At 61.5% G+C, this 26,010-nt stretch carries 23 protein-coding genes; 14 read left to right on the top strand and 9 right to left on the bottom strand.

The genetic code is table 11. The features are described 5' to 3' along the window. Nucleotides 1-6 precede the first annotated feature (6 nt). Genes ACN0SC_RS04325 through ACN0SC_RS04310 form a run of 4 tightly spaced genes read left to right on the top strand, consistent with a single transcriptional unit; the run spans nucleotide 7 to nucleotide 6,726 of the window. Nucleotides 7-1,011: an AAA family ATPase gene (locus tag ACN0SC_RS04325; RefSeq protein ID WP_417248422.1), complete on the top strand. Its 1,005-nt coding sequence runs from the start codon at nucleotides 7-9 to the stop codon at nucleotides 1,009-1,011. After that, nucleotides 1,008-1,901, top strand: coding sequence for a DUF58 domain-containing protein (locus tag ACN0SC_RS04320; RefSeq protein ID WP_417248421.1), 894 nt, complete (start codon nucleotides 1,008-1,010; stop codon nucleotides 1,899-1,901). Before ACN0SC_RS04325 ends, ACN0SC_RS04320 begins: the two co-directional genes overlap by 4 nt. Beyond that, a complete protein-coding gene (locus tag ACN0SC_RS04315; protein ID WP_417248420.1) occupies nucleotides 1,901-4,666 on the top strand; it encodes a DUF4159 domain-containing protein in 2,766 nt (921 codons plus the stop codon). Before ACN0SC_RS04320 ends, ACN0SC_RS04315 begins: the two co-directional genes overlap by 1 nt. Then, on the top strand, nucleotides 4,663-6,726 hold the full coding sequence (locus ACN0SC_RS04310) for a hypothetical protein (RefSeq protein ID WP_417248419.1): 2,064 nt from the start codon (nucleotides 4,663-4,665) through the stop codon (nucleotides 6,724-6,726). The genes ACN0SC_RS04315 and ACN0SC_RS04310 overlap by 4 nt, the downstream gene beginning before the upstream one ends. Before the next feature lie 13 nt (nucleotides 6,727-6,739). Here the strand turns inward: ACN0SC_RS04310 and ACN0SC_RS04305 are convergent, their stop codons facing one another. Then, nucleotides 6,740-7,456: a DUF599 domain-containing protein gene (locus ACN0SC_RS04305; RefSeq protein WP_417248418.1), complete on the bottom strand. Its 717-nt coding sequence runs from the start codon at nucleotides 7,454-7,456 to the stop codon at nucleotides 6,740-6,742. A gap of 87 nt (nucleotides 7,457-7,543) precedes the next feature. Here ACN0SC_RS04305 and ACN0SC_RS04300 point away from each other — a divergent pair, with 87 nt between their 5' ends. The 6 genes from ACN0SC_RS04300 to ACN0SC_RS04275 all read left to right on the top strand — a co-directional run bounded on the left by ACN0SC_RS04300 (nucleotide 7,544) and on the right by ACN0SC_RS04275 (nucleotide 13,267). After that, on the top strand, nucleotides 7,544-8,980 hold the full coding sequence (locus ACN0SC_RS04300; RefSeq protein ID WP_417248417.1) for an FAD-linked oxidase C-terminal domain-containing protein: 1,437 nt from the start codon (nucleotides 7,544-7,546) through the stop codon (nucleotides 8,978-8,980). Next, nucleotides 8,977-10,107: an FAD-binding protein gene (locus tag ACN0SC_RS04295; RefSeq protein WP_417248416.1), complete on the top strand. Its 1,131-nt coding sequence runs from the start codon at nucleotides 8,977-8,979 to the stop codon at nucleotides 10,105-10,107. Before ACN0SC_RS04300 ends, ACN0SC_RS04295 begins: the two co-directional genes overlap by 4 nt. Continuing rightward, nucleotides 10,107-10,448 (top strand): hypothetical protein, encoded by a 342-nt coding sequence (locus ACN0SC_RS04290; RefSeq protein ID WP_417248415.1) that lies wholly within the window; start codon nucleotides 10,107-10,109, stop codon nucleotides 10,446-10,448. Before ACN0SC_RS04295 ends, ACN0SC_RS04290 begins: the two co-directional genes overlap by 1 nt. 9 nt (nucleotides 10,449-10,457) lie before the next feature. Beyond that, nucleotides 10,458-11,762 carry a glycolate oxidase subunit GlcF gene (gene glcF / locus ACN0SC_RS04285; RefSeq protein ID WP_417248414.1) on the top strand — a complete coding sequence of 435 codons (1,305 nt, stop codon included), beginning with the start codon at nucleotides 10,458-10,460 and terminating at the stop codon, nucleotides 11,760-11,762. Nucleotides 11,763-11,818: 56 nt separating this feature from the next. After that, entirely contained in the window at nucleotides 11,819-12,628 is an 810-nt protein-coding gene (locus tag ACN0SC_RS04280; RefSeq protein WP_417248413.1) for a trypsin-like serine peptidase, read from the top strand. Nucleotides 12,629-12,787: 159 nt separating this feature from the next. Next, nucleotides 12,788-13,267, top strand: a complete 480-nt coding sequence (locus ACN0SC_RS04275) for an Hsp20 family protein (RefSeq protein WP_417248412.1) — start codon at nucleotides 12,788-12,790, stop codon at nucleotides 13,265-13,267. 111 nt (nucleotides 13,268-13,378) lie between these two features. Here the strand turns inward: ACN0SC_RS04275 and ACN0SC_RS04270 are convergent, their stop codons facing one another. Continuing rightward, the gene (locus ACN0SC_RS04270) at nucleotides 13,379-13,936 is read right to left on the bottom strand and encodes a hypothetical protein (protein WP_417248411.1); all 558 of its coding nucleotides are present in this window, start codon (nucleotides 13,934-13,936) and stop codon (nucleotides 13,379-13,381) included. Nucleotides 13,937-14,125: 189 nt separating this feature from the next. On the opposite strand from ACN0SC_RS04270, the gene ACN0SC_RS04265 reads away from it, so the two are divergent. The 3 genes from ACN0SC_RS04265 to ACN0SC_RS04255 all read left to right on the top strand — a co-directional run bounded on the left by ACN0SC_RS04265 (nucleotide 14,126) and on the right by ACN0SC_RS04255 (nucleotide 16,293). After that, nucleotides 14,126-15,334, top strand: coding sequence for a PLP-dependent aminotransferase family protein (locus ACN0SC_RS04265; RefSeq protein ID WP_417248410.1), 1,209 nt, complete (start codon nucleotides 14,126-14,128; stop codon nucleotides 15,332-15,334). Nucleotides 15,335-15,398: 64 nt separating this feature from the next. Next, nucleotides 15,399-15,665, top strand: a complete 267-nt coding sequence (locus ACN0SC_RS04260) for a hypothetical protein (RefSeq protein WP_417248409.1) — start codon at nucleotides 15,399-15,401, stop codon at nucleotides 15,663-15,665. Between the two features lie 10 nt (nucleotides 15,666-15,675). After that, nucleotides 15,676-16,293, top strand: a complete 618-nt coding sequence (locus ACN0SC_RS04255; protein ID WP_417248408.1) for a DUF1523 family protein — start codon at nucleotides 15,676-15,678, stop codon at nucleotides 16,291-16,293. 9 nt (nucleotides 16,294-16,302) lie between these two features. On the opposite strand, the gene ACN0SC_RS04250 is transcribed toward ACN0SC_RS04255, so the two are convergent. From ACN0SC_RS04250 to ACN0SC_RS04235, 4 genes are all read right to left on the bottom strand, one after another. Beyond that, nucleotides 16,303-16,689 carry a DUF1801 domain-containing protein gene (locus tag ACN0SC_RS04250; protein WP_417248407.1) on the bottom strand — a complete coding sequence of 129 codons (387 nt, stop codon included), beginning with the start codon at nucleotides 16,687-16,689 and terminating at the stop codon, nucleotides 16,303-16,305. Beyond that, nucleotides 16,676-19,009: an aldehyde dehydrogenase family protein gene (locus ACN0SC_RS04245; RefSeq protein WP_417248406.1), complete on the bottom strand. Its 2,334-nt coding sequence runs from the start codon at nucleotides 19,007-19,009 to the stop codon at nucleotides 16,676-16,678. Before ACN0SC_RS04245 ends, ACN0SC_RS04250 begins: the two co-directional genes overlap by 14 nt. A gap of 15 nt (nucleotides 19,010-19,024) precedes the next feature. Next, complete coding sequence (gene deoC, locus ACN0SC_RS04240) at nucleotides 19,025-20,035, bottom strand: deoxyribose-phosphate aldolase (RefSeq protein ID WP_417248405.1); 1,011 nt, start codon at nucleotides 20,033-20,035, stop codon at nucleotides 19,025-19,027. A gap of 67 nt (nucleotides 20,036-20,102) precedes the next feature. Next, a complete protein-coding gene (locus ACN0SC_RS04235) occupies nucleotides 20,103-20,930 on the bottom strand; it encodes a helix-turn-helix domain-containing protein (RefSeq protein ID WP_417248404.1) in 828 nt (275 codons plus the stop codon). Nucleotides 20,931-21,120: 190 nt separating this feature from the next. On the opposite strand from ACN0SC_RS04235, the gene rpe reads away from it, so the two are divergent. Beyond that, a complete protein-coding gene (gene rpe / locus ACN0SC_RS04230) occupies nucleotides 21,121-21,807 on the top strand; it encodes a ribulose-phosphate 3-epimerase (RefSeq protein WP_417248403.1) in 687 nt (228 codons plus the stop codon). A gap of 7 nt (nucleotides 21,808-21,814) precedes the next feature. On the opposite strand, the gene ACN0SC_RS04225 is transcribed toward rpe, so the two are convergent. From ACN0SC_RS04225 to ACN0SC_RS04215, 3 genes are read right to left on the bottom strand one after another with little or no spacing between them, the layout of a single operon-like run. Next, on the bottom strand, nucleotides 21,815-22,711 hold the full coding sequence (locus ACN0SC_RS04225; RefSeq protein WP_417248402.1) for a hypothetical protein: 897 nt from the start codon (nucleotides 22,709-22,711) through the stop codon (nucleotides 21,815-21,817). A 56-nt stretch (nucleotides 22,712-22,767) separates the two neighbouring features. Then, nucleotides 22,768-24,993 carry a glycosyltransferase family 2 protein gene (locus ACN0SC_RS04220; RefSeq protein WP_417248401.1) on the bottom strand — a complete coding sequence of 742 codons (2,226 nt, stop codon included), beginning with the start codon at nucleotides 24,991-24,993 and terminating at the stop codon, nucleotides 22,768-22,770. Next, nucleotides 24,986-25,999: a glycosyltransferase family 2 protein gene (locus tag ACN0SC_RS04215; RefSeq protein WP_417248400.1), complete on the bottom strand. Its 1,014-nt coding sequence runs from the start codon at nucleotides 25,997-25,999 to the stop codon at nucleotides 24,986-24,988. Before ACN0SC_RS04215 ends, ACN0SC_RS04220 begins: the two co-directional genes overlap by 8 nt. Nucleotides 26,000-26,010: the final 11 nt, after the last annotated feature.

The following is a 26,010-nucleotide window of genomic DNA, read 5'->3' as shown; positions in this document are numbered from 1 at the left end:
GAAGCCATGGCCGAAGCAGAACTCGTCATCCGAATCGAGGCTTTGGGTGAGAAACTGGCGGCGGCGAAAGCGTCGATTGAACGGCGCTTTATCGGGCAGGAGGAGGTCGTGGACCTCGTTCTTTCTTCCATGCTGTGCGGCGGTCATGCGCTTTTGTTGGGCCTTCCTGGCCTTGGTAAAACGCGACTGGTCGATACGCTGTCCACCGTGATGGGGCTCAAGGGCGCGCGGGTGCAGTTTACGCCCGATCTGATGCCCGCCGATATTCTTGGCTCCGAAGTGCTGGAAACGGCGGCGGACGGGACACGCGCTTTCCGCTTCATCGAGGGGCCGGTGTTCTGCCAGTTGCTTCTGGCCGACGAGATCAACCGCGCCAGCCCGCGTACGCAGTCCGCGCTCTTGCAAGCGATGCAGGAGAAAAGCGTGACCATCGCGGGTCAGCCTCATGATCTTGAGGCGCCGTTTCACGTTCTCGCAACGCAAAACCCCTTGGAGCAGGAGGGCACCTATCCGCTCCCCGAAGCCCAGCTTGACCGTTTTCTTGTGCAGGTCGATGTGGATTACCCCGACCGCGACACCGAGCGCGACATCCTGATCGCGACAACGGGCGTCGAGGAAGGTGAGGTGCATCAGGTATTCAGTGCCGCCGAGTTGATCGAGGCGCAGGGGCTTTTGCGCCAGATGCCAGTGGGCGAAGGCGTTGTCGAGTTGATCCTTGATCTGGTCCGTTCTTGTCGCCCCAACACGGCCGAGGCCACCGAGGCGGTGAATGCCTCCGTCGCATGGGGGCCAGGCCCGCGTGCAGCTCAGGCGCTCATGCTCACCACCCGCGCCCGTGCGTTGCTTGACGGGCGTCTTGCGCCCAGTCCAGAGGATGTGTTGGCCATGGCGCGGCCCGTGTTGATCCACCGCATGGCATTGAGTTTCGCCGCGCGTGCCCGTGGTGACGACCTTGGCGCGATCATTGCGCAGGTGGCAGAAACCTCCGTTGCGGAACGGTCCGCCGCGTGACTTCATCGCGCCCCCCCTCCACCCCGCAAGCCGACCTGCGCGCCCTTGGCTCGGCGCTTGCGGCAGCGTGGCCTCCCCTTCAGGCGGAGGCGGAGCACCTTGCGCGCACACTTCTTTTAGGCGGGCACGGGCGGCGGCAATCGGGGCGCGGCGATGAATTCTGGCAATACCGCCCTGCGCAGGCAGGCGATCCCGCGCGTGATATTGACTGGCGACGGTCGGGGCGCTCGGATGCGCATTTCGTCCGCGAGAAGGAATGGCAGGCGGCGCAATCGGTACATCTTTGGGTAGATCGCTCGGCGGCTATGCAGTTTTCCTCCGACACGGGATTGCCCACGAAATCGCACCGTGCGGCACTCCTTGCGATGGCGCTGTCCACTCTGTTGATGAAGGGCGGCGAGCGGGTCGCGCTCACCGCGCTTGGCACCCCGCCGCGCACGGGCAACCTGCAACTCACCCGCATCGCGGAAGGGCTCACGGACACCGACGATGCCGACTATGGCGCACCCGATGCCGCGACCTTCCTGCCGCATGCGCGGGCTGTCTTTGTCTCGGATTTCCTTGGTCCGACCGATGCGCTTGAAACTGCTATCGCCACCTGCGCTGCGCGCGGGATCAAGGGCGTTCTTCACCAAATTCTTGATCCCGCCGAAGAGGCCTTTCCCTATCAGGGGCGCACGATTTTCACCTCGATGGGTGGCGGGGTGGTTCATGAAACCCTGCGGGCGGGCGATCTTCGCGCGCGCTACCGCGACCGTCTTGCCGAGCGTAAGGCACACCTGTCCCAATTGGCGCAAACTGCGGGGTGGCGCTATGCCTGTCACCATACCGATGCCTCCGCGCAATCGGCGCTTCTGTGGCTCTATCAGGCGGTGGAGGGCGCGGGCTGATGCTTATTCTCGGCCCCATCGGGTTTACCCTGCCTTGGGTTCTGGTCGCGCTGCTGGCGTTGCCTCTTCTGTGGTGGCTCCTGCGCGCTGTGCCGCCCGCCCCCTTGCGACGCCGCTTTCCTGGTGTTGCGCTTTTGCTGGGGTTGGATGACGAGGAAGTTGAAACCGACCGCACGCCGTGGTGGCTGTTGCTTCTGCGTATGTTGGCGGTTGCTGCCCTGATCGTCGCTTTCGCGGGGCCTGTCCTCAATCCGCGTGTCGAGCGTGGCGGGGCGGGGGCGCTCGTGATCTTACTGGACGGCTCATGGGCGTCTGCGCAGGATTGGTCCTTGCGCATGGGCCGTGTCGAAGCGGCGCTGGATCAGGCGCAGGTAGACGAGCGCGTTGTCACCATTGTGGTGGCTAGCGATCCGCCCGCGGCGGCTCCCGAGTTCCGTGCTCCACGTGCGTGGCGTCCGAGCCTTGCGGGTCTCAGTCCTGCACCCTTTGCGCCAGACTATGCAGCAACTTCAGATGCTCTGGGCGCAATTGAAGAGGGTTTCGACACGCTATGGCTTTCGGATGGTCTGGAGCGCGAGGGTCGTGCGGAGCTTCTCGCGTTGCTCGATGATAAGGGGCAGGCCACGGTGTTCGAAAATCCGCGCGCGATTTTGGCGCTTGGTCCCGCCGACGTTACCGAGGCGGGTGTCGAGGTCACGGCCCTGCGACAGAGCGCAACCGCGCCCCAAGACGTCACCCTGATCGCACGCGGCCCCGATCCTGCGGGAATCGAGCGCGATCTTGCGCGCGTTGAGGCGGGCTTTGATGCGGGTGAAACGGCGGTCACGGTCACGCTCGACATGCCTCCCGAAATCCGCAACCGTGTGACCCGTTTCGAGATCGACGGCCAGCGCAGTGCCGCCGCGCTTCGTCTCACTGACGACAGCCTCAAGCGGCGCGAGATAGGATTGGTAACGACGCGCGAGAGTCGCGAAGGGTTGGAACTGCTCTCGCAACTCCACTACATCCGCGCGGCGTTTGAGGGGAAAGCAGACCTGATCTCGGGCGCACTCGACGACCTGATCGCCGCCAATCCCGATGTGATCGTGTTGGCCGACGTCGCGCAGCTTTCGGGCGGCGAGGCGGCGGGCCTTCTGGACTGGATGTCCGAGGGGGGCGTTCTGATGCGTTTTGCGGGACCGCGCCTTGCCGCCTCCGATGTGTCGCGGGCCTATGAAGATCCGCTCATGCCTGTGCGTCTTCGGGCGGGGGGGCGCACAATTGGTGGCGCGATGTCGTGGGGGGAGCCGAAGGCGCTGCGCCCGTTTTCGGAGACCTCGCCATTCTACGGGTTGACCGTGCCCGAGGACGTGACTGTTTCCGCGCAGGTGCTTGCTCAACCCGACCCCGATCTCGCCGCGCGAGTGATTGCCACACTTGCCGATGGCACGCCGCTTGTTACGCGCAAACCTGTGGGCGAGGGGCAGGTTGTCCTGTTTCACGTCACCGCCAATGCCGAGTGGTCGACTCTGCCTTTGTCGGGGCTGTTTGTGTCGATGCTCGACCGTTTGGCGCTGGCGTCGGGGCGGGTTGCCATGGAGGCGGACGATCTGGCAGGGCAGGTGCTTCAGCCGCTGCGCCTGCTCGACGGGTTCGGCGCATTCCACGATGCGGGCAGCCGTGCCCCGATTGACGGGGCGGATTTCGTCACAGCTCGTGCCTCCCGCGAAACGCCGCCAGGTCTCTATCAGGGGACCGATGCCACGATGGCGCTCAATGTGATTGGTGAAGGCGATACGCTGGCGCCTGCGATCTGGCCTGCGGGCACAGAGATTGTCGGGGCAACGCAACGTGCCGAGCGTCCTCTTATGCCGCATTTCCTGCTGGCCGCACTTGCGCTTCTGGCCGTGGATCTCCTCGCCGCGCTCGCTCTGTCTGGGCGGCTTCGGGGACCACGATCCATTGCGTCTGCAATCCTGATCGCCTTCCTCGCCGTTCCGCCAAGCGGTGCGCGTGCGCAGGAAACCGACACGGCATTCGCGCTGGCCGCGACCGATGAGGTGGCGCTGGCCCATGTGCTTACGGGCGATGCGGCGCTCGATGATCTGGCGCGAGCAGGGGCTTTCGGCCTCTCGCGCATCCTTGCGCAGCGCACTTCCGTCGAACCCGTCGCGCCTGTGGGGGTCGATCTCGAAGCCGACGAGTTGGGCTTCTTCCCGCTGCTTTACTGGCCTGTCAGCGTGGATCAACCCACACCCTCGGCCGAAGCTTACACGCGGCTCAACGCCTATCTTCGCACAGGTGGCACCATCCTCTTTGACACACGGGACGCCGATATTTCTGGCTTCGGCAGGACGACACCGACGGGTGTGAAGTTGCAGGAACTGGCCGCCCCACTCGATATTCCGCCGCTGGAGCCGATCCCCGCCGACCATGTGCTGACCCGCACCTTCTATCTGTTGCAGGATTTTCCTGGGCGGCATACAGGCGGGGAACTCTGGGTCGAGGCCGCTCCCGCCGATGCGCAAAATGTCGAAGGGATGCCCTTCCGTAATCTCAACGACAACGTCACGCCCGTTATCATCGGGGGCAACGACTGGGCGTCGGCTTGGGCGATGGATGCCTATGGGAACGCGATGCGACCTGTGGGGCGTGGGTTCAACGGGGAGCGGCAGCGTGAGATCGCCTATCGGTTTGGCGTGAATCTGATGATGTATGTGCTCACAGGCAACTATAAATCCGATCAGGTCCACGTGCCTGCGCTTCTCGACAGGTTGGGCCAATGATCCGCGAAATCGTCTTTGACCCTTTCCTGCCCCTGATGGTGTTGGCCGTGATATCCGCTCTGGCGGCGGTGGCACTTGCATTCGCGGCGTGGCGTGGGCTTGGCGGTTGGCCGTGGCGGGCGTTGGCGGCAATAGGCATTCTTGCGGCGCTGGCCAATCCTTCGCTGCAACACGAGGAGCGCGATCCGCTTACCGATATTGTCGTTCTTGTCGTTGATGAAAGCGCCTCGCAAGACCTCTCGACCCGCGCCGTGCAGGTGGCCGATGCCCGCGCACAGATTGAAGCGGCCATCGCGCGGATGCCGAATACCGAATTGCGTGTCGTCACCGTGGGTGATGCCGATGACAACCGTGGCACACTCCTGATGACGCGCCTTGCGGAGGCCATAGCTAACGAGCCGCGCGGGCGTCTGGCGGGGGCGATCCTTTTGTCTGACGGGCAGCTGCATGATGCGCAGGTTGCGCCCGATCTGCCCGCGCCGCTGCATCTGTTGCTGACGGGAGAGCCTGAAGATTGGGACCGTCGCCTCGTCATTGAAAACGCGCCATCCTTTGCCATTTTGGACGAAGAGGTGGTGTTGACGCTTTCCGTAAGGGACCAAGGGGCGGTGCCTGAAAGTGCTGCTGGCACGACGCCGATCATCGTGTCTATTGATGGCGGCGCGCCGCAGACATTCCAGATCCCTACGGGTCGTTCGATGGAGGTTCCACTGACCCTGCCTCACGGGGGGATCAACGTGATCCAGTTCACCGTGCCCGAGGCAGAGGGCGAATTGACGACGCGCAACAATGCCGCCGTGGTCCAGATCAACGGTGTGCGCGACCGTCTGCGTGTTCTTTTGGTCTCTGGCGAACCTCACAACGGCGAGCGCACATGGCGCAACTTGTTGAAATCGGACGCCTCCGTGGACCTTGTGCACTTCACGATTCTGCGCCCGCCAACCAAGCAGGACGGGGTGCCTGTCTCCGAACTGTCTCTGATCGCTTTCCCGACGCGAGAGTTGTTCATGGAGAAGGTGGATGACTTCGATCTGATCATCTTCGACCGCTACAAGCTGCGCGGCATCCTTCCGGGCGCCTACCTCGAAAATATCGCGCGATATGTTGAAGATGGCGGCGCGGTACTATTTGCTGCTGGCCCTGATTTCGCCTCCGCCGACAGCCTTTATCGCTCCGCGCTGGAGCGTGTGATCCCTGCCGCACCCACGGGACGGGTGGTTGAGGAAGGGTACAAGCCGAGCCTCACCGACCTTGGCGCGCGCCATCCCGTGACCGAGGGGCTGGGCGGAGTGACCGCCTCTGACGAAACACCGCCGTGGGGCCGCTGGTTCCGCCAGATCGAGTTGCAACCCACTTCTGGTGACGTGCTGATGAATGGCGCGGGCGACCGTCCGCTCCTGCTGCTTGACCGTGTGGGTGAGGGACGCGTGGCGGTGCTTGGGTCCGATCACGCGTGGCTCTGGACGCGCGGCATTGAGGGTGGTGGACCGCAACTCGAACTTCTGCGCCGTCTGGCCCACTGGATGATGAAAGAACCCGAGTTGGAGGAAGAAGCGCTCACAGCCACCGCCGAGGGTAATACGATGACCATCACCCGCCGTACCTTAGGCGAGCAGGCGCAAAGCGTGACAGTCGTGACGCCTGACGGGGAGGAGGACGTGCTGCCGATGGAGGAAATCAGCCCCGGTCTCTTCATCGCGGAGTACGAGGGTGAAGCCATGGGTCTCTACCGTTTGCGTGAGGGTGAGGAAGAGGCCGTGGCCGTTCTGGGGCCCGCCGCCCCACGCGAGTTCGAGGAAACGATCGCGACGCGGGAGAAACTGAAACCGACCGTCGATGCGACCCGCGGCGGGATTTTTGCGCTCTCCGAGGGCGTGCCCGCCCTGCGCACCGTGGCCGAGGGTCGTCCTGCCGCAGGGCGCGGTTGGATCGGGATCACTCCGCGCGAAGCCTATGCAACGCGGTCTACATCGCTCACCCCGTTGCTGCCAGCATGGGCTTGGTTGGTTCTGCTCGCTGGACTGTCAGTCTTTGCGTGGCTGCGTGAGGGGCGGCGGTAAAACAGACCGCTGACTAAGGGGCAGGCGGGGTGGTGTCGCTTTCATCCGTCATCAGGACACGGCGGGAGCCAGAGGCAAATTCGCGGCGCAGCAGGGTAAAGACCGTGATCATCGTCGTGATTAGAAGCGCCTCTGCACCGATGAACCAGCCAAGTGAACCAAGGGCGAAGTAGATGCCCCGCAGTCCACGGTTGAAGGCACGCGCCGCCGCGATGTTCAACTCGGCGGCCTTGGCCGCACGGGGGAGGGCTTCGGGTGCGTCGATCTCGTTGGGCACGGAGGCCATGACCACGCCGCAATAGCCAAACAAGCGGTTGGACCAGATGAACTTGAGAAAGGCGGTGGTGATGAGCGCCAGCGCCAGAAGGATCTTGACCTCCCAAAAGATCGCGGGCGCATCTAGCGCAAGATCTTCTGCGACAACGCGGAGCCGTTCCGTGTTTGAAAGGGCCGCCAAGCCACCACCGATTGCAATGAGGCAGGCGGAGCCAAAGAAAGCGGTCCCTTGACGCAGGCTGTCGAGGATGCTCGCGTCAAAGATACGCGGCTCTCGCGTAATCATCTGCACCATCCACATGCGGCGATACTCCGCTACCAGTTGCGAGGTGGAGAGGTAGCGCTTCGGCGGGTATTCGATCACTAACCCGATGCCTACCCAAGACAGAAGAAGCACCATCACGGCGATGGCGTCGAGGATCGTGAAAAACTGGAGTTGTTCGAAAAAACGCATGCCCTAGAGGTAGGCTGTGTCGGTCGGGTTGTCAGCAGCTAAAATTGGTTATAAAAATTTACCAATCCCACATGAGGTCGAGTCGCCATGGAATTTCCCCAACCAAACCGCGCCATCATCGAGCGCAAGCCCGAGTTGGTCGCGAAGCTGCACGGGGTATTGCCCGAAAGCGCGATCATCACCGCCCCCGAGGAGGTGAAGGCCTACGAATGCGACGCGCTCTCGGCCTATCGTTGTCCACCGCTTCTCGCGGTTCTCCCCTCAACGACCGATGAGGTGTCGGAGGTGATGCGCATTTGCTCCCAGATGGGGGTGCCTGTCGTACCGCGTGGGGCGGGAACATCGCTTGCGGGCGGCTCCCTTCCAACACAAGACGCGGTGATCCTCGGTGTGGCGCGGATGCGCGAGGTTCTGGAGGTCGACTATTCCAATCGCGTGATCCGCGTGCAGACGGGCATGACCAATCTCGCCGTGACAGGCGCGGTCGAGGGGGACGGTTTCTTCTATGCCCCCGACCCGTCGAGCCAGCTGGCCTGTGCCATCGCGGGTAATATCGCGATGAATTCGGGCGGGGCGCATTGTCTCAAATACGGCGTGACGACCAACAACCTGCTCGGTGTGACGATGGTTCTCGCGGATGGCGAGGTGGTAGAGATCGGAGGCGCGCATATGGATGCGGGCGGTTATGATCTGCTGGGGGTGATCTGCGGATCAGAGGGGCAGTTGGGCGTGGTGACCGAAGCCACCCTGCGTATCCTGCCAAAGCCCGAAGGGGCGAAGCCCGCGCTCTTTGCCTTTGACAGCAACGAGGTCGCAGGGGCCTGTGTGGCCGATATCATACGAGCGGGCCTCAATCCCGTTGCGATCGAATTCATGGACCGCCCGATCATCCGCGCCACTGAGGAATATGCCAGCGCGGGATACCCTGATTGCGAGGCGCTTCTGATCGTCGAGGTCGAAGGTAGCGAGCAGGAGCAGGCGGACCAGCTTGCCCGCATCATCGAGATTGCAAAGCACCATAACCCCGTCGAAATTCGCGAAAGCCAGTCGGAGGAAGAGGGCGCGCGCATCTGGTTAGGACGCAAATCGGCTTTCGGTGCCATGGGGCAGATGGGTGATTACATTTGTCTCGACGGGACAATCCCAGTCGGAAAATTGCCAGACGTGCTTAACCGCATCGCGGCGCTTGGTGAGGAATACGGCCACATGGTCGGCAATGTGTTTCATGCGGGCGACGGTAACATGCACCCGCTTATCCTGTTCAATGCCAATGAGCCAGGGCAGCTGGAAAGCGCCGAGGCGCTCGGCGCGGAAATCCTCAAGCTCTGTGTGGATGTCGGCGGATGTCTGACGGGCGAACATGGGGTCGGCGTTGAGAAGCGCGAGTTGATGACGCATCAGTTCGCACCCGACGATCTGGCTGCGCAGATGGCGGTGAAGGATGTGTTCGATCCGCAGTGGATTTTGAACCCGTCGAAGGTCTTCCCGCTGGATGTCAGCGCGGCGTGGAGGGCGGCGGAATGAGCATTCTAGCCGCACAATCCGCGACCTTCGCTGATGCACAGAACGAGATATCCACCAAGGTGCGTGAGGGCGGCCCCTTTGTTATCACGGGCGGCGGGACGAGCCGTGTCGGCATGGCGACGGGCGCGGTTCTGTCGGCACCTGACGGAGCTATGGATTGCGATCCGAGCGCGCTGACACTGACCGTGGCGGCGGGAGTGACGCTTGACGAAGTGGAAGCGACTTTGCGCGCCGAGAACCAGCGTCTGGCCTTTGAGCCGCCGCGATTGGGTGCGCTATTGGGGCGAGAGGGCACGCCAACGGTTGGCGGTGTCGTGGCAGGCAACCTGTCTGGCCCACGTCGCGTGACCGCTGGTGCCTGTCGTGATTTCTGCCTTGGCGTGGCTTGCGTGGACGGACGGGGCGCGGTCATCAAGAATGGCGGTCGTGTGATGAAGAACGTGACGGGCTATGATCTGGTGAAGCTCATGGCAGGGTCGCAAGGCACGCTCGGGGTGATCACGGAAGTGACAATGAAGGTGCAACCCCTGCCTGAAACCGTGGTCACGATGGTAATACATGGTCTGTCAGATACGCAGGCGGTCGCCGCAATGTCCGCCGCGCTCGGAACACCCTTTGACGTCACGGGGGCGGCACATATCCCTCGCGAGGGGGAGGGACGCACCCTTATCCGCCTTGAGGGGTTTGAGACTTCCCTGCGTTATCGTATCGGCGCTTTGCGCCAACACCTCGCGTCCTATGGCGCGGCGGAAATCGAATGGGACGCGGCGCGCAATGAGACGACATGGCGCGCAATCCGAGATGTCGAACGGTTTCACGGTGTGGAGGGGAATGTCTGGCGCGTAAACCTGCCTCCGTCCGAAGCGGCGGCAACGGTGGCGGCTGTGCAGCCCGAGGATGTGATTTATGACTGGGGCGGCAACAGGCTGTGGATGTTGACCAAGGCGGGCGCAGATGTACGTGCGAAGATGACATCGGGTCATGCGACACTGGTGCGCGCTTCTGACGAGACCAAGCGCAGCTTGGGCGTGTTCCATCCCGAAAACCCCGTGACCGCGCGCCTCTCGGACGGGTTGCGCAACAGGTTCGATCCTGAGCGGAAGTTCAATCGCGGGATGATGGGCTGATGGAGATTCTTGTAATTTTGTTCGTTATCCCCGTGGCCACGCCGGTCGGATTGGCGGTCTTGCCTGCGGGGCGGCCTGCGCTCGTCGGGCACATCGCAGTGGCATCGGTCGCGGCACTGGCCGCGATGACTTTCCTGCCTTTGGGTGCGTCGAACGGCCCAGACGACTGGTTCCACGGGATCGAGTTGGTGCCTGTCATTTCGGCAGGGATCAGCGTCGTGCTCGTTGGAGCCGCGCAAGGGTGGCGGTGGTATCGTATCCGCAAGGGCAAGGAGACCTACTACCTTGCGGCTCTCCTACTGTGCCTGCTCCCCATTTTTGTAATCGCCGCGCAGATGTAAGGGCCTTCCATGCAAACAAATTTTACTCCCGAGCAACTCGCCGATCCCGGCATCGCACGCGCTAACGAGATCTTGCGGGCCTGTGTCCATTGCGGGTTCTGCACGGCGACCTGCCCGACCTATGCGGTGCTTGGCGACGAGTTGGACAGCCCGCGCGGGCGTATCTATCTCATTAAGGACATGCTGGAAAACGACCGTCCCGCTGATGAGAAAACCGTCAAACATCTCGACCGATGCCTGTCCTGCCTTTCGTGCATGACCACCTGCCCGTCAGGGGTCCACTATATGCATCTGATCGACCACGCGCGGGTGCATGTCGAAATGACCTACAAGCGCCCTCTCATGGATCGCCTTTTGCGCTGGACCCTTGCGCGGATTATTCCCTATCCGTCGCGGTTCCGTGTGGCGCTCTTGGGCGCGAAGATTGGCAAGCCCTTCCGCCACCTGCTCCCCGACCCGCGCTTGCGGGCGATGTTGGAGATGGCGCCTAAGGACATCCCGCCCGTGTCACGCAACGACGACGCGCAGGTGTTCCCCGCGCAAGGGGAGCGCAAGATGCGGGTGGCGCTGATGACGGGCTGCGCTCAAAAGGCACTCGATACGGACATTAACGATGCCACCATCCGCCTCCTGACACGGCTTGGCTGTGACGTGGTTGTGGCGAAGGGGGCGGGATGCTGCGGAGCGCTAACCCACCATATGGGCAGGGAAAAAGACGCCCATGCCTCTGCGGCCAAAAACATCCGTGCATGGATGGCGGAAGTGCGTGGTGAGGGGTTGGACGCGGTGGTGATCAATGCATCAGGCTGCGGCACGACGGTGAAGGATTACGGCCATATGTTCCGCAACGATCCGCTGGCCGAGGAGGCGGCGACGGTTGCGGGACTGGCTAAGGACATCAGCGAAGTGCTGATGAAACTCGACATGACCGACCATCTCGATCCGAGCCGTACGACGTTGAAAGTGGCCTATCACGCCGCTTGTTCGCTCCAACACGGGCAGCAGATCAAGACCTATCCCAAAGACCTTCTCAAGACGGCAGGATTCGCGGTCACCGAGCCGCGTGATTCGCACCTTTGTTGCGGATCTGCGGGCACCTACAACTTGTTGCAGCCCGAAATTTCGAAAAATCTCAAAGAGCGAAAAATTAAAACGCTCTCGGAGAAGACCCCAGATGTGGTGGCTACGGGTAACATCGGCTGCATGATGCAGTTGGCAGGCGGGATGGATGTGCCTGTGGTGCATACGGTTGAATTGCTTGATTGGGCGACAGGTGGCCAAAAACCGTCCAAATTGTTCTCAAAACTGACATAATCATGCCCTGAAGCCTCTTTAGCACGGGGATGCGAACAGGTTTGGGGGACATGAGAATGAGAAAACTACTGACCATCCTCTTTCTGGCGGTCTTTGCAGGTCAGGCGATGGCCGATAGCCAGCTCAAGCGGTTTCGGACGGGGGATGACAGTCGCGGATGGGAAGCCGTAGGTCGGCTTGATTTTGACGGCGAGAGCTTTTGCACAGGCGCCCTGATCACGCCCTCTCTGGTGCTGACAGCGGCCCATTGCATTTACGACATCGATTCCCACAAACGCCACGCCCCCGAGGTCATCACCTTTCGTGCGGGGTTCCGTAATGGCCATGCGCAAGCCTATCGCGATGTGCGCCGTGTCTTCGTCCACCCTGAATTCTCGATCAACAGCGCCAACAAGAAAGCGCGCCTGACCCGTGACATTGCCTTGGTCGAACTGGATCGGCCTGTGCGCAACGGCACAGTGGTGCCTTTTGAGATCGCCCCAACTGCCAAGAATGGCGAAACCGTTGGCGTGGTCTCCTATGCGCTGGATCGGTCGCAAGCCGCGTCACTTCAGGAAACCTGCCATGTTCTGGCGCGTCAGGGTGGGGTGCTTGTGACTTCTTGTGACGTCGATTTCGGCTCGTCAGGCGCGCCGATCTTCTCCATGACCGACGGGCGTCCGAAGATTGTCTCGGTGGTCTCCGCTAAGGCGCAGTTCCGCGGCCGAAAGGTCTCCGTCGGCACAGCGCTCGGTGATGCGCTTGAACACCTGATGAAGATGGCATCTAGCGAAACGACCTATTTCAAAAAGGCTGATGCAGGCCAGTTCAACAGTTTGGCAGACGAACTGTCTGCCCCTGTCTATGTGGTCGGGTCGTCGAAGTAGCCGATCATTCTAAAGGGTCTTGAAACCGCAAAACTTCCTCCCCACATCCATGATATCGGACGCCTAACACTGGGTCCGATGAACCGTCTGTCCCGCCGTCTCACAAGGGCGCAATGGGAAGACACAACGTCAACATGGATCGCTCAATGGAGGATACCTATGCGTAATTTTGACCTTGCCCCCCTTTACCGTGCATCCGTCGGTTTCGACCAGATTGCCGACCTGATGGACCGGATGCTGACACAGGATGTCAGTCAGCCCAGTTACCCGCCCTACAATATTGAAAAGACCGATGATGACGCATGGCGCATCTCGCTGGCCGTTGCGGGTTTCTCGACCGATGACATCTCGATTGAACAGCGCGAGAACGCCTTGGTGATCTCGGCGCGCAAAGCCGAAGAGAGTGAGAGCACGGAGAAAACCTATCTCCACCGTGGCATCGCCACTCGTGCCTTCGAGCGCCGTTTCCACCTTGCCGACCACGTCAAGGTGACGGGCGCATCGCATGAGAACGGAATGCTCCACGTCGATCTGGTGCGCGAAGTGCCTGAGGCGCTAAAGCCACGTCAGATCGCGATTGAAGCGCCGAAGACCGTCGAGGCCTTTGCCTCTGAAGCGGTTGAGAAACTCGACGCCTGATTGGCGTCATCGTTAACCACGTTTCCTGACTTTGGATACGTGAAAAGGCGCTTGGGTGATGCCCCTCCCCGAGCGCCTTATTCGTTTCTAGTGGGTTCGGTGGAGACGCGCTTACCGGCCGAAATCTTCGAGCGATTTGAAGTCCATGGTCTCCAGCACATCGACCATCACATCCACATCGGCACCCGAGGCCTGAACGAAAATGCGGTTGTCGATCAGGCCCATCAACTCGCCGTTCTGATTGGCGAATTTCTCGCGCCCCACACGCTCCAGTTTGGCGCCCATGGCGGAGGCGCTCTTGATCATCGGCGCGACCATGGCGAGCATCGGGCTGTCGAGTGCGATGGTAATGGTGAACTGTTCTCCGACTTCGTTGGAGTATTCCGCGGCCACCGCCGTGCCGCCGCCCATCATCGCATAGCCTGAAGCGGCGCTGTCGTCCAAGGTGCGGGTCCAGCCCTCGGGCGCATCGGGCAGAAAGCTGCCCAGCTCGTCCGAACGCATCTCTTTCAGAAGTTGCTGTGCATAGGCCAGCTCCTCGGTCGCATAGGAGATGTCGCCTTCCTGATAGGCCTCAATGGCGCTTTCGAGGGTTTCGATCACATCGTCTGCCTGCGCGGGTGCAGCCAGAAGTGCAGCGGCGCTTACGGTGACAAGGAAATGTTTCATGGGGTTCTCCCGTCTTGGACAATTCCTGACGAGCGTGCCTAAATGGTCGCCACGAAGCAAGAGAAAAGGCCTACCCTCATGATGTGGCGCCTTTATGCGGACGGGGTGTGCATGTGGGAAAATTTAGGGCAGCATTATTGACATAAATACGATGACACTCCATATCTCTTTTCTGCTAGGAGAAAGCCGATGTCACTTCCCGACCTGTTCGCAAACCGTACTCTGAGAATGAGCGCATCCGAGATCCGCGAGCTTCTCAAACTGCTCGACCAGCCCGATATCATTTCTTTCGCTGGCGGCATTCCCGATCCCGCCTATTTCCCTCGTGATGCCTTTGCCGAGGCAATGGACGTGGCGTTGTCGGAACAGGCGGCGGGCGTGTCTTTGCAGTATTCGACTTCCGAGGGCTACACGCCACTGCGCGCATGGATTGCGCAACACATGGCGGGGCTTGGCGTGCCATGTTCTCCCGACAACATCATGATCACCGCAGGTAGCCAGCAGGCGCTCGACTACCTTGGCAAGCTGCTGATCGACAAGGATGACACCGCCTTGGTCGGCTGGCCGACCTATCTCGGCGCGCTTGGAGCTTTCAACGCCTACGAGCCGCGCTTTGATCGTCTCGATGCCGCCGACAATCGTGCGCCCGAGGAGATTGCCGAGGCCGCAAAAGCGGCGGGTGGGCGCGTGAAGTTTGCCTATGTCTCGCCCGACTTTGCCAACCCGACAGGCGTGACGCTCGACATGACCGAACGCGCAGCCCTTCTGGCCCGTGCCGATGCGCTCGATTGTGCCTTGATTGAGGACGCCGCCTATCAGTCGCTGCGCTACGAGGGTGAGAGCCTTGCGCCGTTCCTCGCAATGGAGATCGAAGCGAAGGGGGATATCGAAGCCTGCCGAACGATCTATCTCGGTTCGTTTTCCAAAACTCTCGCCCCGGGCCTGCGGGTGGGCTGGGTGGTCGCGGCGAAACCTGTGATTTCGCAACTCGTTCTAATCAAGCAAGCCGCTGACCTACAAACCGCCACTCTCAACCAGATTGCCGTGGCGCATGTCGCTCAAGCGGTGTTTGACGATCACGTTGCCACCCTGCGGGATGTCTACTCCACGCGGATGCGCGCGATGCTTGATGCGCTTGAGGAGCATATGCCTGAGGAGGTGCAGTGGACCCGTCCCGAAGGGGGGATGTTCATCTGGGTCACGCTCCCGCGCGGGATGGATGGCAAGGCGCTATTGGAACGCGCGTTGAAGGCGAAAGTCGCCTTTGTGCCTGGTGGGGCGTTCTACGCTGACGGGTCCAATGCCAACACGCTGCGGCTCAATTTCTCCATGGTGACACCTGCCCGCATCCACGAGGGTGTGGCACGGCTCGGACAGGTTCTGCGCGCGGAAGGGTGATCGCTCTCGCACTTCTTCACCGCCTTGGATAGACTGTGCCTGAACGGAAAGCACAGGGGAGCCAATGCTCGGATTTCTGCGATTTTTGGTCATCGGATTTGTCGTGCTGACGGCGCTCTACTGGCTCCTGTCGATTTACCTGCGCTCCATCACGCGCGAGCGGTTGGAGGAGGAATGGGTCGAACAGGGTTCCATCGGCGCGCAGGATGACTATGTGGAAGAGGGAATGGCGGAGTTCGAACGTTCCTTCCTTCCCAAGCTGGTGCTGCTCGTCTACATCATCCCCCTGATCGCGTTCACAGCGATCCTTTACATCACGAATTTCATGTGAGGCCCGACCGATGCGCTACGTAAAATGGACTTTCATCACCGCGCTAGTGCTCTCCGTCTTCGGGCTGTTTCACTACACCCTACCACAGCACGACATCGTGCGGATCGTGAATACCTACGAGGAACGGCAAGATCTCTCTGGCTGGACCACGATGTTCTGGCAGGGAACTACGAATGGCACCGACACGCAACAGACCCGTGACGTGCAGTTCATTCAGGCCGTATTCCCCGATGGCGATACGATGGTTTACCGCAACGAGGACACGGGCTGGGGCTGGCCTTTCTACTTCAAGTTCGACACGGCAAATCTCTACACCGAGGCCAATGACGCGATTTCGACGAAGGCCGCACCTGAGTGGTATTCAGTGACGCACTACGGTTGGCGCAACGAGATCTTGTCGATCTTCCCGAACGCGGTTGCGATCAAGCCCGTCGAGGGGCCTGACGCCTCCATCTTCCCGTGGTTCAACGTGGTCTTCCTGACGCTTCTGGTGATATTCATCCTGCTCATCCGCCGTATGTGGCTTCAATTCCGCGAACGGTCGATTGATCCGCTTCTGGAGGACGTTGACGAGGCATGGGACGACCGCACAAGCGGCATTCGCAGCTGGTTCAAGCGTCGCCGCTAGGGGCGTTTTTCACAGCCGATAGGTCAGCGCGGAGGCGATGAGCTTGCGCAGAGGGCCGTCTTGCGCGTCGATGCTGTCGGGATCGAGATGAACGGCCCGTGTTCCGTCAATCTCGAAGTCCTGCCCGAATACCGCTGCGAAGTCGGAAATCACCGAGCTTTGGCAATGCGCGAAAATCGCGGGAGCGCCACCTTTGGAGTGGCCTAGACGGATCGGCGTGCCCGTCTTGGTCGCGTATGAGGGCTGTCCCCACTTGAGGCTTTCGATGATCTCACCGACGGAGGCCAGCTCCCGCGCGACATCAAAGATCATTGCCCGCAACGCCAATAGCGCGGGCTGACCATCGAAGGCGGCGCCGACACTTGCGTTGGCGAAAGGCGGTTCAGCCTTCGCCATAGGGAACCCAGACGGTCTTCACCTCGGTTGCCTGTGCCAGCCACTCTTTGGAGGGGATCGGGCGGCTCTGGCCGTAGTTCACCCACGTCCGTTTGAGGTTGCCTGCGCTCTCGATTTCGATGGTTTTCGACAGATCAGCAGACGAGAAGGACCAGACCGCATCCACATTGAGATGCCCCGCCATAGGTGCAGCGAGCCCTTCATGTGCGCCCGTGAGGATATTGACGACGCCCGCGGGCACGTCCGATGTGTCGAGCACCTGATAGAAGTCGGTGGCGGCGAGCGGGTAGGCTTCGGAGGCCACGGCGACCACGCGGTTGCCCATGGCGATTGCGGGCGCGATTACGTCAACCAAGCCACCCAGCGGACGGTCGTCGCAGAAGGCGCCGATGACGCCCACGGGCTCCTTCATCGCCAGAGCAACGCCTCGCATCGGCACGGGCTTGGCCGCCGAGTCATACTTGTCGCACCATGCCGCATAGGTGAAGAGCGTCGAGATCGCGCCCTCCACTTCGGCTTCGGCCTTGCCCTTGGTTGTGCCCGTGAGGTCCACAATCCGTGCGGCGAATTCGTCGGAACGCGCCGAAAGGTTCTCGCCGATGTAGTAGATAATCTGCGCACGCAGGTGCGCCGTTGCCTTGGTCCAGCCGCCCGCACCCCGCGCCGCCTCCACGGCGTTGCGGATATCCTTGCGATTGGCCAGCGAGGCGTGACCAAGCAGCTTGCCCTTGGGCGAATAGACCGCCTCGGAATAGCCGCTGTCGGGGCGGGCTTGTTTTCCGCCGATGTAGAGTTTGGACGTGCGGTCGAGGTCCAGAACCTCGGTCTTGTCAGTCTCCAGATGCTTTTTCGCGGGCGCAAGCGGCACGGCCTTCCCGCTTGGCTTGGTGTAGGCCATCATGCCTTCCCAACCGCCTTCGCGACCAAAGCCACTCTCGCGCACACCGCCGAATCCTGCCGCCGCGTCGAACATGTTCGACCCGTTGATCCAGACGACGCCTGTGGCCAGTTTCGGCGCAATGTCGAGCGCGAGGTTGATGTTCTCCGACCATACGGAGGCAGCCAGACCGTAGCGCGTGTCATTGGCAACCTGCACGGCCTCGGCGGGCGTGCGGAAGGTCGTGGCGACCAGCACTGGCCCGAAGATTTCCTCTTGCATCAGCATGGCTGAAGAATGCAGATCGGTGATAAGCGTGGGCGGGTAGAAGCACCCCTCGGGCGCGCCGCAGGGTTGATGCACGGTGCCTTCGCTGCCGCCCTTTTCCACCAGCCCCTTGATGCGGTCGAGTTGCACGGGATCGACAATCGCGCCTACGTCGATGCTCTTGTCGAGCGGATTGCCGACGCGCAGTTTGGACATGCGGGCGATCAGGCGGGCATAGAAATCCTCCGCGATACCTTCCTGCACCAAAAGCCGCGACCCCGCGCAGCAGACCTGCCCTTGGTTGAAGAAGATCGCATCGACCAGCCCTTCAACGGCGCTGTCGATATCGGCGTCCTCAAAAACGATGTAGGGCGACTTGCCGCCCAGTTCCAAGGTGAGCGATTTGCCCGTGCCCGCCGTCGCCTTACGGATCGCGCGGCCAACGGCAGTGGAGCCAGTGAAGGCAATCTTGTCGACGTCCGCCTCGACCAGAGCCTGACCCGTTGCGCCGTCGCCTGTGACGATATTGACCACACCAGCGGGCAGTCCCGCCTCGCGGCAAATTTCGGCAAAGACGAGTGCGGTAAGCGAGGTGTATTCGGCGGGCTTGAGCACCACCGTGTTGCCCGCAGCAATCGCGGGGGCGATTTTCCACGCCAGCATCAAAAGCGGGAAGTTCCACGGGATGATCTGACCACAGACGCCGAGCGCCTCGCGACCCGCCATCTCTTCGTCCATCAGCTGCGCAACGCCCGCGTGATAGTAGAAATGCCGCGCCACAAGTGGGATGTCGGCGTCACGTGCCTCGCGGATCGGTTTGCCGTTGTCCAGCGTCTCCATCACGGCCAGAAGGCGGCTATGCTTTTGCACCAGCCGCGCGATGGCGTAGAGGTATTTGGCGCGCCAGTGTCCGCCGATTTTGGCCCATTTCGGCTGTGCCTTGCGCGCAGCCTTCACCGCCGCTTCCACGTCCTCGGCCCCCGAATTGGTGACCTTGGCCAGAAGTTCGCCCGTTGCGGGGTTGCGGCTTTCCATCGTGTTGCGTGGCGTGGTGAAGGCACCGTCGATAAAGTTGCCACACGTGCCGTCGCGCGCGGCGATCCATGCCAAGGCTTCGCTCGCGCTCTCGGGCGCTGTGCCGTATTCCATCGTCTCGAATATCTCTTTCACGGTCATTGTTCTGGTCCTCGATCAACCGATGGGGTGGCGCCATGCGGCGGAGTAGTGGCCTGTGACATGGTGTTCCAACTGGCGCTCGATATCGCCAAGAAGACTAGATGCTCCGAAGCGGAACAAGTGTGGCGACAGCCAGTGATCGCCCAGTTCTTCCTTGATCAGCGCAAGATAGACGAGCGCGTCCTTCGCCTTGGAAATCCCGCCCGCAGGTTTGTAGCCGACGCGGTAGCCCGTGCGCGCGTGGTAGTCGCGGATCGCGCGGACCATCGTGAGCGAGACAGGCAGGGTGGCGTTGACGCTTTCCTTGCCCGTCGATGTCTTGATGAAATCGGCCCCCGCCATCATGCACACGTAGGAGGCGCGGGCGACATTACGCAGGGAACCAAGCTCACCCGTGGCCAGAATGGCCTTCACATGCGCCTCGCCGCAGGCCTCGCGGAAGGCGACCATCTCGTCATAGAGCGCCTGCCAGTTGCCCGTGAGGACGTGACGGCGGGAGATGACGATGTCGATCTCCTGCGCGCCAGCTTTGACGCTCTCGCGGATCTCCTCGACGCGCAGGTGGAAGGGCGACAGCCCCGCGGGAAACCCCGTCGAAACGGCGGCAACGGGGATGCCCGTGCCGTCGAGTGCTGCCACTGCTGTCTCCACCATGTCGTGATAGACGCAGACCGCACCCGTGGTGATCGATCCCATGCCGAGTGCATCGAGGATATCGGCGCGGACGGGGTGGGCGGCCTTGGCACAAAGGCGACGCACGCGGCCTGCCGTGTCGTCGCCTGACAGCGTGGTGAGGTCGATCATGGTGATCGCCTTGAGCAGCCAAGCGGCCTGATAGTCCTTCTTGATCGAGCGGCGCGCGGGCAGGGTGGCGCAGCGGCGCTCGATGGCCGAGGTGTTGGCCTGAACGGCGCGGACCCAGTCGAGGTCCAGCGGCATACCAGGATTGCGCGGCTCATGGACCTGCGGCAATTGCGTGGTCACGTCGCGGGCCTGTGTGGTCGAATGGGTGTCTTGGGTGGTCATGGGTGATCCTTCCTTGGCGGCGAACCTGACACGGTGCGGAGAGATTGACAAGGATTTGACCGCTTGGTCAAACGGGTTGAATGACCGATTTCTGGTGCTTGATGCGATACTGGCGCATCGTCATTCCGAACTGCTTGCGAAACAGGCGGTGGAAGTGGGCCATGTTGGAAAGGCCGATTTCCGTGGCGATCTCAGACAGGCTATCGGGCGTGCCCGCCAATTGCCGCGCGGCAAAGGCCATGCGGCGCGCGTTTATGTAATCGGAGGGCGTCATGCCAAAGTGTGCCTGCATCGTGCGGGCGACGTGGGCATGGGTCATGCCACACTGTGCCACGAGGCCCGCCGCGCCATCTCGGAACACCTCTGGATCATCGGCTGCAATCAACGCCTTTGCCAGCCAGTCGGGCAGGTTCGGAGGCAGGTCGCGCGCCTCTTGCGCCAACTCGGCCAGAAGCGGCACGAGAAATGCCTCAAGGTGGAGCGTGCTGCGCGGTGCGGATTCAAGCGTCACGGCTCGGCTCGACAGGCGGCTCAGCGCGCGAATGTCCCGATGGATGATCACGGGGGCGCTTCCCCGCGCGGCAAAGAACCGCGTGGCAATGGGATGGCGAGCGGCGAGTGCGACCACCTCGGAGGTCGGAACAATCACGTTAACCAGATGGCTTTCCTCGCCTGAGCCCTGTAGCCCGTGCGCGCAGTCAGGCGGCATGAACACCAGATCTCCCTCGGTCAAAACACGCCGCCCATCGTCGAGATGCAGCCGCGCTTTGCCGTTCACCAACCACAAGATCTCATGGTAATCTTGCGTATGGAGCCGTTTGGGGCGTGTGTGGGACAGGGCTGCGCGGGCCACTGCATAGGCCGCATCGCGTTCTACAATTTTGTCGTAGTGCAATTCCAGATTGTCCATGGGGTGAGGGTAGCACGAAACCTGCCCCATGCGACGCGGAAACGTGTAAACGCGCGCCCGAATGCGTTTCGGAGCCCTTTTGCACGGTCTTTGAGCAACACTGGCGACAGGTGACAGCGCGCCTGCGAGCCTGTATTGCATCGCGCAGAGAGCTTAGACCTACGAGGAATCGCCCATGACCTTCGACCGATCCGTCAAAATCGCACCGTCCATTCTTGCAGCTGACTTCGCCAATTTTGGCGCGGAGATCGAGGCTGTTGAGGCACAGGGGGCGGACTGGATTCACGTCGATGTCATGGACGGGCATTTCGTGCCGAACCTCACTTTCGGTCCCGCGATGTGCAAAGCGATCCGCCCGCATATCAAGACGGTCATGGATGTGCATTTGATGATCGCCCCCGTTGATCCCTATATCGACGCCTTTGCCGAAGCGGGCGCGGATGTGATCACCGCCCATGTCGAGGCAGGCCCGCATATCCACCGCACAGTGCAGGCGATCCGAGGCGCGGGGGCCAAGGCGGGCGTGGCGCTCAATCCCGCGACGCCAGCCTCCGCCGTCACGCATCTGCTCGACATGGTTGATGTGATCTGTGTGATGACGGTGAACCCTGGATTCGGCGGTCAAAAATTCATTCATAGCCAGATCGAAAAGGTGCGAGAATTGCGCGCCATGATCGGGGATCGTCCCATCCATATCGAGATCGACGGCGGTGTAGACCCGTCCACTGCGCCGCTTGTTCGTGCGGCGGGCGCGGATGTTCTGGTCGCGGGTTCGGCGGCGTTCAAGGGCGGATCGGTTAGTAACCCCACACCCTACGGCGAAAATATCCGCGCCATTCGCACCGCGGCAGAGAACGCCTGATCTGGCGTTAACTCTCGGTGGCGAGGTGGGGCTGGATCACTGTTATGCGCGGGTGTGTAGCGAGTGCTGCGATATCGGCTTCGTAGCGCTCCGTGATCGTGTCCAGCGCCGCCGCGTCCCAGCCCTCGATCCCGCCCTCGGGGCCGTAGACCGGCGCGGCGTCATACTTGTTGAGAAAGGCAATGATCACCCGCTCCCGCGCGGCGGGCGTTTTCGGCGGGAATTTTGCCAGATAGGTGCGTAGGCGGTCGAAGCCCTCAGGCGTCAGAACTTCGCGCAAAGCAAGGTAGGTTGCACGGATCGGCGTGTCATCGGGCAGGTCGGCTATGCGCCGCACCGCGCGGGCCCAGACAAGCGGAGCGTCCTCTTCCGCCCACAGAGTGATCGGAACATCTGGCACCTCGGCCAGCAGGCGAACTATCGTCGCCCGCCACGAGATCTTCTCGGGATCGACATTGCGCACGAACCATTTCGCCTGTCCCACAACGCGCTCGACGCCCAGAACTCCCGCAATATAGGTCGCGGGGTTCACCAGAGCCAAGGAAAGGTGCACGTCTTCGGTCTGGAACAATTCGACGACTTGCCGGACGTTGGTGCCGATGGAGGCATAGAGCATTTCGTCCTTGAAGGCGTCGTTGATCGCGCCTGACCATTCCTCCTCGATGAGCACCAAGCTTCGTGGCTCGCTTTCCTCGCAGATGCTGTGCACAAGAGCGCGGGCCTCGTCACGGGTGGGAGGTAGACCGTCGAGACGGGCAAGCTCTTCCTTGATCAGGGTGCGGTAACCTTTGACGGGCGGGGCCTTCACACCATACCGTGAAAAATTCTTCTCGTTGAGACGCACCGCACGCACAAGCCGCGACGTGCGACTGAAATGCATTCCAACGTGTAGATTAACGCGCATTTTGCTCGTCCCTTCCAAGATTGTCCCAATCCGAGTCGCTTTCTGTGCGGCTTGCGCTAATGCGCTGTTTCGCGCCGCGGGACGGTGAAGAAATACCTCTCGTCGAGATCGCGGTCCAGCACCTCGTCAGGCACGCATTCGGGACCGTTGAGGAACACGTTCGCGCCGAAGTGGTTGTGCATCCTGCTCAGGCGCTGCATTCGGTCGCTCGTCAGTTCCTCATAGAATTTCGCGTAATTCTCTGTGGCGCGCAGCTCCTCGATCTTCGCACGGTGTGCCGCGACACAGGCCTCGTGTTGCGCGCGGATGTCGGGGTCGGACAGAAGACGGTCATACTCCGCTTGTAGCCGTCCGCGCATCCGCTGGATCGAGGTCTCTTCCTCGAAGTTGTTGTTCATGCGGAACCAGTAGGCCAGACCCTGATCGCGGTCCACGTGGTTCACGCGGCCACGGTCGCGCTTGACCAGAAAGCTCTCCGCCGAGCGCACAGCGTAGTGGTTGAGCTGCACCAGATCGTAGCCGTAGGTGTCCTTCGTCGACCGCCATGCATTGCGGAAATGGGTGCGGGGCATGGGGCGGCCCGATCCGTTGTACCAACGGATCTTGTCCCAGATTTGCGGTTTGAGCCCCTTTGGGCGATGCACGCCGAGTTTCTTGAACAGTCCGATATTCTTCATCAACGTTTTGAAGCCCCACGCCTGATGCGGCTTGTTGGCAAATTCGGGCGCGCATTGGGTGAACTGGTCAATCAGGAAGGCATCTTCGTAGGCGTGAACGTCCGCGTTGCCGAACAGCCGCCATGTGCAGGAAATCAGGTTGGCGTCGGGCATGGCCTCGAAAAGCGCCGACATCGTCCCGTCACCCACCTTGACGTTGATGAATTCGTCGACGTCCATAGAGATGGTCCAGTCGGATCCCGTGACGACCTCCTCCTTTTCGGCGGCTTGTAAGGCCGCGTGCTGCGGCTTCAGGCCCGTGCCTTTGAAAGGGTTGTCACGGTGCTGTACGAGTCCCTTGTCCTGCAATAGATCAAGCAGGGCATCGGTGCCATCGGTGCAGTCGTTGGTGTAGACGAGGAACCCTTCGATCCCGATGGCGCGGTGGTAGGCGAGCCATTCGAGGATGAAAGGCCCCTCGTTCTTCATGCAGGTCACGATCGTCACCGAGTTGTCACCGCGCGGTGGTTTGCCGACGCGCTCCTCGGGCATACGAACGGGTTTGTAATTCCATTCGGTCTTCGCCAGTTCGATCAGTGGCTCGAATTCGATCAGGGAGGATTTCGGCACGATTTTCGATACGCTCGGCGCACGGTGACGCAATCCCATAAAACGGTAGAAATCGTAAGCAGCCGTCGGGTTCACGCCGCCGACGCGGATCAGGCGGAACACCGCGCCCGCGGGCAGCTTCCGAGGCGCCACGCACCAGCGACCACGGCGGCTGGGGTTGTCGAACTGTACGCAGATGTGGTCGGCGAAAGTGGGTGTCTTGCCCTTGGTCCGCCATGGATAGGTCTGACGCCCGATCAGTTGGACGACCCCGTTGTCGGCGTTCTGAGCGAGGTCGAACATCGTGAGGGCCCCCTTGCGGGGAACGAGGTCGTAAACCTCGATATTGGCCACGCCCCGCGCGCTTTCGAGGAAGCGGCGACGCAGCAATTCATAGACCAGAACATCGGCCAGCGGCGCGCCCCACGGGTCGGGATTGGGCACGTCCATTCGGTCCTTGCCTGGTGCACCGGGGGTCGAAAAGGGATGGCTCTCGGCGGGCTGCGTCTTGCGTCCGAGCGGCACAGTCGCGTGAATGTGCAGCACCCGCAGGTCGCCCTCCATTGCCGCCACACCGTCGCGCAAGGCATCCACGAATTCTGGGTCTCTGTCAGGGTGCGCACGGTCAAGGATCACCGCGCCTGTCAGCCCTTGATGACGGTGATGATACGCAAGCCATTCGAGCACGATCTCGGCCGTTTCCCCGTTTCGCGTGGCCAGAGCGACATTGCGTCCGTCGAAGAGATCGGGTTCGGGTGTCGTCAATGCGATCTCGCGCGCCTTCCCTGCGATCTCGGCAACGAGTGGTCGAGCGGGGGAGGTGCCGCGCACCCATAGCGCTCCGCCGACCGTCGTCATCTGAGCCTCGTTCAGCAGCGCCTCCGTTTGCGCCCCCGTCAGATGGGTGCTGTGATCAAAGAACAGCTCGACCCGTCCGCCTCCAAGATCCAAAGCCTCCAGCAGCGTGACATTCCCGAAAAGCTGCGCGTCGATTGTGCGAGTGAGAAATTCAGCCATCGTTGTCCTCTTGCGCCGCCAATCCTTTCAGCATGGCCACATGCGCCGCAAAACGTTCGGCGCGGGGTGGATAGGAGGTCGGCACCATTTCCAGTCGCCACATCATATCAACGACATCCTTGTCCTTTTTGAGGCGGACGAGGTGGTTTTTGTGGTGCTTGACGCAGGCTTCGTGAAGCGCGTCGTAGGGTGCCAGATCGGCGCGGGATTGTGCCGTTGCCTCGGCCATCCATGCAATCCGCTTGTCCTCCACCGTGTTGAAATTACGCTCCACCCAATAGCCGACATCCACCCGCCGTGTGGTATGATTGGGCAATCCGCGTGCGGATTTGAGGACGAACTCTTCGATCGAGCGGACGGCGTAGTGATTAAGCCATGCGATCTCGTCTTTTTGCGGCACGCCGAGAAGGTGAATGATCGCCTGTTTTTCTTCAAAGACTTTCGGTGCACGCTTGCCGCTCGCGAAATGCCACTGGGCACGGCCTTTCGGTCGATGGACGCCGAGACCGTTGAAGGCGGCGGGGTGGTGCAGGGTCTTGAACATATGGCCCGCGGGCAGAGCGGCGCCATCGGGCGCGGAGCGTGTGAAGCGTTCGGTGACGGGGCGATCCTCCCACGTCGCGTGGCCCGACGACCCGAATAAATGCCAGCGCAGAGGAACGGCTTGCGCCCCTTCGACGAAAAGATCGACCAGCGCCTTGCCCTTGCGCAGCACCAGATACTCGTCCACGTCAAAGAACATGGCCGCCTCGGCGGAGGTGTAAAGCGCATGGGATTGCAGAAGTTTCAGCGCCTGCCACTGCACCGCCTTGTTGCCCTTGGGCGTAAACGGAAGGTGTGTGATGATTCCGTCCGCGTCGAGTGCGTCGAGCAGCGCATCGGTGCCGTCCGCACAGTCATGCGAGGCGATCAGGAAATCTGTGAACCCGTGGGCGCGGTGGTGGGCTATCCAGTCGAGCAGCCATGGCCCCTCGTCGCGGATGCATGTGATTGCAACTGCACGCAAACTGTTTCCAC

The organism is Celeribacter sp. (genome assembly GCF_048261515.1).
Lineage (GTDB): Bacteria > Pseudomonadota > Alphaproteobacteria > Rhodobacterales > Rhodobacteraceae > Celeribacter.
The sequence above is the reverse complement of the archived record's forward strand: the minus strand, read 5'-3'. Positions and strand labels throughout refer to the sequence as shown.

What these genes read in the sequence shown, in the direction of transcription:
- ACN0SC_RS04265 (WP_417248410.1), top strand. Translation starts at nt 14,126, where the DNA reads ATGTCACTTCCCGACCTGTTCGCAAACCGTACTCTGAGAATGAGCGCA.
- ACN0SC_RS04260 (WP_417248409.1), top strand. Translation starts at nt 15,399, where the DNA reads ATGCTCGGATTTCTGCGATTTTTGGTCATCGGATTTGTCGTGCTGACG.
- ACN0SC_RS04255 (WP_417248408.1), top strand. Translation starts at nt 15,676, where the DNA reads ATGCGCTACGTAAAATGGACTTTCATCACCGCGCTAGTGCTCTCCGTC.
- glcF (WP_417248414.1), top strand. Translation starts at nt 10,458, where the DNA reads ATGCAAACAAATTTTACTCCCGAGCAACTCGCCGATCCCGGCATCGCA.
- ACN0SC_RS04325 (WP_417248422.1), top strand. Translation starts at nt 7, where the DNA reads ATGGCCGAAGCAGAACTCGTCATCCGAATCGAGGCTTTGGGTGAGAAA.
- ACN0SC_RS04280 (WP_417248413.1), top strand. Translation starts at nt 11,819, where the DNA reads ATGAGAAAACTACTGACCATCCTCTTTCTGGCGGTCTTTGCAGGTCAG.
- ACN0SC_RS04245 (WP_417248406.1), bottom strand. Translation starts at nt 19,009, where the DNA reads ATGACCGTGAAAGAGATATTCGAGACGATGGAATACGGCACAGCGCCC.
- ACN0SC_RS04250 (WP_417248407.1), bottom strand. Translation starts at nt 16,689, where the DNA reads ATGGCGAAGGCTGAACCGCCTTTCGCCAACGCAAGTGTCGGCGCCGCC.
- ACN0SC_RS04270 (WP_417248411.1), bottom strand. Translation starts at nt 13,936, where the DNA reads ATGAAACATTTCCTTGTCACCGTAAGCGCCGCTGCACTTCTGGCTGCA.
- deoC (WP_417248405.1), bottom strand. Translation starts at nt 20,035, where the DNA reads ATGACCACCCAAGACACCCATTCGACCACACAGGCCCGCGACGTGACC.
- ACN0SC_RS04300 (WP_417248417.1), top strand. Translation starts at nt 7,544, where the DNA reads ATGGAATTTCCCCAACCAAACCGCGCCATCATCGAGCGCAAGCCCGAG.
- ACN0SC_RS04220 (WP_417248401.1), bottom strand. Translation starts at nt 24,993, where the DNA reads ATGGCTGAATTTCTCACTCGCACAATCGACGCGCAGCTTTTCGGGAAT.
- ACN0SC_RS04290 (WP_417248415.1), top strand. Translation starts at nt 10,107, where the DNA reads ATGGAGATTCTTGTAATTTTGTTCGTTATCCCCGTGGCCACGCCGGTC.
- ACN0SC_RS04305 (WP_417248418.1), bottom strand. Translation starts at nt 7,456, where the DNA reads ATGCGTTTTTTCGAACAACTCCAGTTTTTCACGATCCTCGACGCCATC.
- ACN0SC_RS04295 (WP_417248416.1), top strand. Translation starts at nt 8,977, where the DNA reads ATGAGCATTCTAGCCGCACAATCCGCGACCTTCGCTGATGCACAGAAC.
- ACN0SC_RS04310 (WP_417248419.1), top strand. Translation starts at nt 4,663, where the DNA reads ATGATCCGCGAAATCGTCTTTGACCCTTTCCTGCCCCTGATGGTGTTG.
- ACN0SC_RS04275 (WP_417248412.1), top strand. Translation starts at nt 12,788, where the DNA reads ATGCGTAATTTTGACCTTGCCCCCCTTTACCGTGCATCCGTCGGTTTC.
- ACN0SC_RS04225 (WP_417248402.1), bottom strand. Translation starts at nt 22,711, where the DNA reads ATGCGCGTTAATCTACACGTTGGAATGCATTTCAGTCGCACGTCGCGG.
- rpe (WP_417248403.1), top strand. Translation starts at nt 21,121, where the DNA reads ATGACCTTCGACCGATCCGTCAAAATCGCACCGTCCATTCTTGCAGCT.
- ACN0SC_RS04315 (WP_417248420.1), top strand. Translation starts at nt 1,901, where the DNA reads ATGCTTATTCTCGGCCCCATCGGGTTTACCCTGCCTTGGGTTCTGGTC.